General features: G+C 32.6%; 5 protein-coding genes. All 5 read right to left on the reverse strand.

Features of this window, described 5'->3' with window-relative positions; genetic code table 11:
• Nucleotides 1-98: 98 nt before the first annotated feature.
• On the reverse strand, nt 99-2,453 hold the full coding sequence (locus A2290_01405) for a hypothetical protein (protein OGC14487.1): 2,355 nt from the start codon (nt 2,451-2,453) through the stop codon (nt 99-101).
• Between the two features lie 8 nt (nt 2,454-2,461).
• Nucleotides 2,462-3,232 (reverse strand): DNA methylase, encoded by a 771-nt coding sequence (locus A2290_01410; GenBank protein OGC14488.1) that lies wholly within the window; start codon nt 3,230-3,232, stop codon nt 2,462-2,464.
• A 10-nt stretch (nt 3,233-3,242) separates the two neighbouring features.
• Nucleotides 3,243-5,060: a hypothetical protein gene (locus A2290_01415; protein ID OGC14489.1), complete on the reverse strand. Its 1,818-nt coding sequence runs from the start codon at nt 5,058-5,060 to the stop codon at nt 3,243-3,245.
• 2 nt (nt 5,061-5,062) lie between these two features.
• Nucleotides 5,063-6,076: a DNA methyltransferase gene (locus A2290_01420; GenBank protein ID OGC14491.1), complete on the reverse strand. Its 1,014-nt coding sequence runs from the start codon at nt 6,074-6,076 to the stop codon at nt 5,063-5,065.
• A 797-nt stretch (nt 6,077-6,873) separates the two neighbouring features.
• On the reverse strand, nt 6,874-7,086 hold the full coding sequence (locus tag A2290_01425; GenBank protein OGC14490.1) for a hypothetical protein: 213 nt from the start codon (nt 7,084-7,086) through the stop codon (nt 6,874-6,876).
• Nucleotides 7,087-7,324: the final 238 nt, after the last annotated feature.

Consider the following 7,324-nt stretch of genomic DNA (forward strand, 5'->3'; position numbering starts at 1 on the left):
AAGCAGGCGGGCAAAAATTCCTTCCCCCCAACCCCCTTCCTTTTTGCCCGCCTGCTTGGGCTTCGCCCCCAAAACTTTTCGGCGGGACGGCGGGACTATTAAACCAAATTCTTCTCCAAAATTTCAAAATGCTTCGGGTCTGATTCTTTCACGATATTTAATAAAATTTTGATAGCATCCTTGCTTTCGCTTTTGTCTTTGTGTTCTATGGTGCTAGTCGGGTCTGAATTGTGCGAAAATTCATTTACTAATTTGTACGCCTTGCCAGCGTCCACCGTGCTTATTTTTTCATCAGGATCATTGATATTTTTGACCAAAACTTCCATTTTAGATTTTTGATCGCCCGTTGTTGGTATCTTAAAATCAGCAAAAATATCGAAAAATCTTCTCGCCATATTTCCAATCGTATAAAAATCTTCATATTGCGTATCTTGTTTTTCTGAAAATCCTTTGAGCTTGGCAAACAAGAAGTGGTATTCGGATTTATAGTTTCGTAATGTTTTATCAAGTGTAACAATTTTTGCTTTTCTCACATCTGATTCAGTAAAATTTTCTACCATAAAAAACTCGCAAGGAATTAGTTTTTCTGTCTTATTTTCTGATTTTAATTTTTCATTGTCTTTTTTCGTTGAATTATTTTTATTGATAAACCATTCTTTGACCAAGTTGAAAAGCTGAAAATTGTGTGTAGAAATAAACAGTTGTCCGACTTCCTTGAAGTGTATATTTATCATTGAAAAACAGTGATAAATGAAGTTTGAATCAAAACTAGAAATTGGATCATCAATAAAAATTATTCCTTTTGATTTATCAAAATCTCCTTCGCCGACTTTAACAACAAAATATGAAAATGCGATTGCGGTTTTCTCTCCTTCGCTCAAATTTTTTGCTGGTTTCCCGTCTCTTTTTATCGTATAACCCTTATTGTCTCCATCCAATGCAAGTTCTATTTCTTTTCTGCCAAAAAATTCTTCCAGATGTTTATTGATAGCTATAATTGCTTTGCCGATATCTGAAGTTTGTTTTTCAAGTTCTGCAATATCGGAATTATTTTTATTGATCGCATCAAGGGCTTCTTTTTCTATTTTCTCGGCGTCTTTTACTTCCTCGCCCATTTTCTTATAATCCTGCCCAGACAGCGCAACAGCGATTGAATGTAGCTCAAGTTTCTCTCTTGCGCTTATTACTTCTGTATTATGATTTTTTGCTCGTAGATTATGCTTTGAAATAATTTCATTAAGCTCATCAATAATTTCATTTAATAAATCGGCATAGCTTTCGGGCGCATCAACCATTTCTGGAATATCAGGATTGAAAGGATTCTTATATTTTTGTTCCAACCACATCTCTGAATGCCAAAGCCAATCATTTTGCTTTTTAACAATTTCATTATATCGTTTTGCATTGGTTTCATAAGCATTTCTTAAGTCAGAATATAATTCAACATTCTTTTCAAGAATATCTGTTAATTTTTCTTTTCTGAGGTCCTTAATAAGAAATTCAATAGAGTTTTGCAAATCCTCATAATCCTTACTAAAATGTTTTGCCAGTGAATCAAAAAGGTTGCTATCCAAATCATTTTCACAAAAAAGACATTTTTTGAATTGATTTTTAGTCTTATGAATATCAAATCCTTGCTTGACCCAATTATTTAATTCCTCATCAAGCCCCCCGTCAACATCTTCAGGATTTTTTAATCTTTGAAGTAATTCTGAAATAACTTTTTTATCAAGTAAGGATTTTACCCGCGTAAAAAGGAAACTGAAATTAACAAGAGGCAATTTAGAAAGGGCGAGTTGATCTTTTTCGGCCTCACTTTTACTTATTGCTTCATACTTTTTCTTATCCTCATCAGATAAAATTTTGTCGGAAAAATTATCAATGCCGATAGTATTAATTTTGTTTTCTGCTTTTGTCTTGTTGTATGACTTGTCAAAAAGGATGTTCGCAATTTCGCGTCCTAAGCCAGTTAGAAAAGTATTTTTTGTTTCTTCTTTTGCTGATTTGTCTTTTTTTGTTTGCTCGTATGTTTTGCCAAAAGTTATTTTATCAAGTCTTAACTGATTAAGTTTTTTCTCACTTTCAAAATCTTCTTTGCTTTGATAAAAAATCGGGGAGCAAGATTCGGCTGGATTAAATGAAATATGTGCATCAATAAAATCTTGGTTGAAAACTTTTATTGGCAAAACATTAGTGGTAACATCTGTATTTTTTCCAGTAGTTCCATCATCTGTTTTTATTTCAAATTCACCATTTTCAGGATATTGTTTGAATTTGTCTTTGTCGTAAGTGCATTTTTTCTCGCAACTCGCAAAAACGCGGGAAATTGTCGTTTTTCCGCTTCTATTCCACCCATAAATCAAATTGAATTTCTTGAATTCAGGAAGTTCTGTTTTCCAAGAAAAGTCATGAAATATGCCGAAGTCCTTGAGTTTTGAGATTTTACTAATCATGATTGAATTTATTTTTTCATTCGATCTTCTGCAACCTTAAAATAATTTTTATCTTTTTCAATTCCTATCCAATTTCTACCAAGCTTTTTAGCGACAAAAGTCGTTGTTCCGCTTCCTAAAAATGGGTCCAGAACAACATCTCCTTTGTTAGACGATGCGAGGATGATTCTACGGAGCATTTCTTCTGGTTTTTGAGTCGGGTGAATAGCCCGATTATTCTTTCCTCTAATTCTTTCCTTTCCCTGAACTAATGGTAATTGCCAAACATCCCTCATTTGTTTCAGCGAGCCATCCTTTTGTTTTTCAGGATTCATTTCACGTAATTCCTCGTAGTTAAAAATCCATTTTTTACCCTTAACCGCCCACACAACAAATTCAGTTGAGTGAGTAAAAACCCTTCTCGTCATATTTGGCATCGCATTCGTTTTTTGCCAAGTGATAATATTGTTTATTTTTAAATCAAGCTGTTTTAAAACAATCATTACTTCCGAAATATTATGATAACTACAAGACACATAGATTGACCCGCCCTCTTTCAAAGCTCGGTAAGCAGCACCAATCCACTTTCTGGTAAATTGCAAATACTCTGGCGCAGACATTCTGTCCCATTCTTCATTTACCATAAACCAATCTCCGCCAGTTTTATTTCCTTTCCAGTGCAATCCATTACCTGATAAATTGTATGGCGGATCAGCAAAAATAAGATTAACAGATTCCTTTTCAATCTTGTTAGCCATTATCTCTATGCAATCTCCTAAATATAATTGATTTTTTTTCATAGTCATTTTTTTAAAAACTTATACTCTGTTGCCATGATGAAATAGTACTCGGAATATTTCTAAGCCATTTGTCTGAATCGGTAAAAGAATTTGATGAATCTATTATTTCATCATAAAGACGGGCAATTTCGCTATGTTTTAAAAATTTATTTTCTGCTTTCATTTGAACTAAAATTTTCAAAAGAGATACAAAATTATTTATTGACAGTGGAATTATTTTTTGTGTTTTTCCCTCATATTCGTACTTTATAGCCGTCCAAAATGTGTTAATTGTATCTCTGTGCATTTTAGGAGCAATAAACAAACAATACGAAGTCTTGTCTTGATGCTTATTTTCAAAATCCCTCAAGTGCCTCATGACAGGCTGTCCTTCGTTATACCACTGATCCCTTCCTGTTAGCATCGTTACTTCACAGATAGCATTAAAACTTTGATAAAAACACTCTATGTCTGGCGTATTTGCTGGCGCTGTAAATGTTGGCTCATTATCATCACCAACTGGATAGTTGGGTTGTATTTTTAATGCATCATTTAGAGCGTGCAAACCAAGCGAGGATAATTTCTCAAGCAATATTGGTCTATCTTCAAAATCAAAAATATTTTCGAGTTCCTGGATATAAGATTCAACATGCTCCATATCTTGTGATTTTCTATGGTTTTCTTCATCTTGCAACATTCTTCGATATGCTCTTAACTCAGTGATGTAAGTTTTTAGCTTTTCCTCATTTAGATTTGGGTAATCCTTTATTTCTAGATGTTCTTTTTGTGAACTTTCTTCGTAAGAAAAAATTTCTGCTACAAGTTTTAAAATAATTTCAATATGCTTTTCTTTTGTTTCCCAAGGGAGTTGAGGTAAAGAAATATCTGAAATGTAATCCAAATAATCTTCCTTCGATTCGAAGGTTTTTGATTGTGCATTATCAAACTCCAACAAAGCCTCAACTTCGACAGATCTTCTTGGCTCAAGATCGATATAAAAACCGCCTCCACGAATATGAATATATCTCGTTAGACGAAAATACCTTATAGCATTATCTCCGTAGTCTTGAAGATTTTTTAGTAGGCTTGAAATAGTAGATTGGTCGTTAGAACCAAGAAATTCGCTAGCAAATTGCTTTTTGAAATTTTCAAATATTATTCGTTGCTCCTGGCGGTTTTTATCAGACAACTCATCACGCAGATTTATTATTTTTACCGCATAACTATCAATGTCTTGATAATTCACTAATGTTGGAGCAAAGAGGGAAAATTCTTTTTTACTTATTCCTTTTGGCTCTTTTCCTCTCGCAATCTCTTTTTGATTTACTGAATTTATTAAATGCAATGCTCCAATGAAAGGTTTAATGTCATAACCTCCATTTTCAGAATAATCACGATTATCAGGATTCGGAATTTGCCATTTTATAAAACTTCTAAAAAATATTTCTCCAAAGTCAAAATCTTCTTTCAAAAATAGTTTTCCCAAACTAGTGATAAACACAACACCGTCTTTAATCGAAACCAAACCTATTTTTTTGAGTGGGTTTATTGATTGCCTGCCTCTCATTGCGGGATCTTCGTAATTTTTAGCATTAAAAATTTCCTCTGCTTTTTCAAAAGAAATTTCTTTTGTTTGGTCGTCAATCAAATCAATCTGTTTTTGAGATAATCCATTATAAAATTGATTACTACCATATCCGTAAACTCTTGCTTTAATTAAAAGAATTTGATATTTTCTTTGATTTTCTAAAGTCCATTCGGAATTTTCTAATTCTTGTAAAACAATCAAAAAATTCCTTAATCTCTCAGGATTTCTTAAAGTAGTTGTAATTGACCAAGGTTTTTTCATAATTATTTTGTTACTTTACAATAAAAAATACGTTCCGCATTATTGTCACCATTACTCTTGCCAGTAGTAAAGGCCTTGTAATCTTTTTCAAAAATCTCTACATCACCTTTATTATTTAATATTCTCAAAATATCATTGTCACTCATTCTTGCGTTTGACCGCCCGTCTTTTGAGTCACCAGTATTATTATAAGAAAGCAGAATATGCTTACAGTTTGCATTATTGATTAAGTCTTCAAATGAATGGATCGCATTTTTTAAACAATAAGCACTTTTAATATGGGTACGATCCATTTTTTTTGCTATACCAATAACTTCTGGTTTTTTCCACTCTGCTAAATTTTCCATAAGATGATAAGCATCTGAATATTGCCTAGAATTGTATGGTGGATCAATATATAAAACATCACAAGAAATTTTTCTAATAAGCGCGTTTGCATCCTCTTTGTAAATTTCGTTATTCTTATTATTTAAATGATCAATATTGGGAATCAAAAGTTTAATGGGTTGTGTCATGTCTAAATCTTTTCTGAATGCATCATAGTGTCCGACAGTATTTGCTACTTTATCCATTGCGTAAAGCAATGAACAAATGAGAATACTTTTCTCATTGTCGTTTTCTGAAATTATTTCTATTTCTTCTCGTATCGTGCCTATTTTTTTTGCATTTTCTTCCGAAAAATAAGTTCCGCCAAAATGTTTTGAAAAATAATTTTCTTCTTCTGAAGGTAATTTGTTTAATTGCTCTATTTTTTGTGAAATATTCTCTCTAACATCTATACTTGTCCCTAAGAATGCTTGCAAGCAAACAAAGTTTGCAGAAAGAAAATCATTAGAAATTATTTTAATTTCTGAATCATTAAATCGATCTCCAACCACACCTGTGCCAGCAAAAATATCACAAAATGAATTTATTTTACCGCATTTTTCAGAAATTATATCCTCAATGAAGCCGAGCAGTTTGTATTTGTTTCCTAAATATCTTCTGTTCTGCAATTGGAAATATCCTTTTCTAATTTGAGAAGATTGAAAATAATATTTATCTATTTTTTGAACGCTTATTTCATAAACTGGTTTTTCAACTTCTAGCAAGCCAAATAATGTTCCCTGAAAACCATCGGCAACATAATCAAAGCTTTTATTTTGATCTTTCAGTTTTTCAAAAAAGCTATAATGTCCTTTTTCAGAGATAATAATGAAATCAATAACAGGTATCCCCATTATTTCGCCCGCTTGCGAAATTTTTTCAACAACTTGAATATCTTTTTCGCTTGGCGAAAAATCACCTGACGGGTGATTATGTATTAAAATAACACTTGCGGCGTTCAATTCTGTTGCTGGATGAAAAATTTCTCTTGGGTGCAATAATGTTTTATCAAGTAATCCAATACTCACAATTTCTTTTCTGAGTAAAACATTTCTTGCATTTAGGTATAAACAAACAAGGTATTCCTTTTTCTTTTCTTTTAAATCATAAACAAGCGATAGAACATCTTGAGAATTTTTGATAACAACTTCATTAGTTTTTTCATCTGCGTAATATCTCTTTACCAAGGAGATAGCTGACACGATTTGAAGAGCCTTTGCTTGCCCAATTCCAGAAATATCTTGTAAATCATCGACTGTAATATTTAAGAAGTTTTTGCCTAATTTATTTACAACTTGTTGTGCGAGTTTTTGAACATTTTTACCCTTGATACCACTTCCAAGTAGAATTGCCAAAAGATCACTTTTTGAAAGTGCGTCGGATCCTTTTTTGAGAAACCTTTCTCTAGGTCTGTCTATTTTTGGTATATCTTTTATTTTTGGCATGTTCATTTTATTAAATCATCTACACCAACGCCGAGTGCTTTAGCGATTTTTGATAAAGTATCAATTGTCGGATTTTTATTTGCTCCTGATTCAATTTTAATAACTGTGTTATAGGTAACATCAGCCATTTTTGACAATCTATCCTGTGAAATATCGAGCTTATTTCGATATTTCTTTATATTGTCAGATATTGTGGATTTTTTACTTGCAAGCATTGTAATATTTTACTATAATTAAAGTAATATAATTTAAAATTGTTTAATCTATTACTATGATAACAAAAAATAATCAATTCGTAAACAAAAATATAGGGAGCTCCTTCGACATAACGCGCGCACGGGTGGGTGGGGCAAGCGTTATTCCTCTTTTGTCTTATTTTTTGTTTTCTGTCCCGCCGTCCCGCCGAAAAGTTTTGGGGGCGAAGCCCAAGCAGGCGGGCAAAAAGGAAGGGGG

The sequence above is a fragment of the candidate division WOR-1 bacterium RIFOXYB2_FULL_36_35 genome, from assembly GCA_001771505.1.
Lineage (GTDB): Bacteria > Margulisbacteria > WOR-1 > XYC2-FULL-46-14 > XYC2-FULL-37-10 > XYB2-FULL-36-35.

Bases quoted from the DNA above. Each gene is read 5' to 3' on its own strand.
- A2290_01425 (OGC14490.1), bottom strand. From the start codon at position 7,086: ATGCTTGCAAGTAAAAAATCCACAATATCTGACAATATAAAGAAATAT.
- A2290_01410 (OGC14488.1), bottom strand. From the start codon at position 3,232: ATGAAAAAAAATCAATTATATTTAGGAGATTGCATAGAGATAATGGCT.
- A2290_01405 (OGC14487.1), bottom strand. From the start codon at position 2,453: ATGATTAGTAAAATCTCAAAACTCAAGGACTTCGGCATATTTCATGAC.
- A2290_01415 (OGC14489.1), bottom strand. From the start codon at position 5,060: ATGAAAAAACCTTGGTCAATTACAACTACTTTAAGAAATCCTGAGAGA.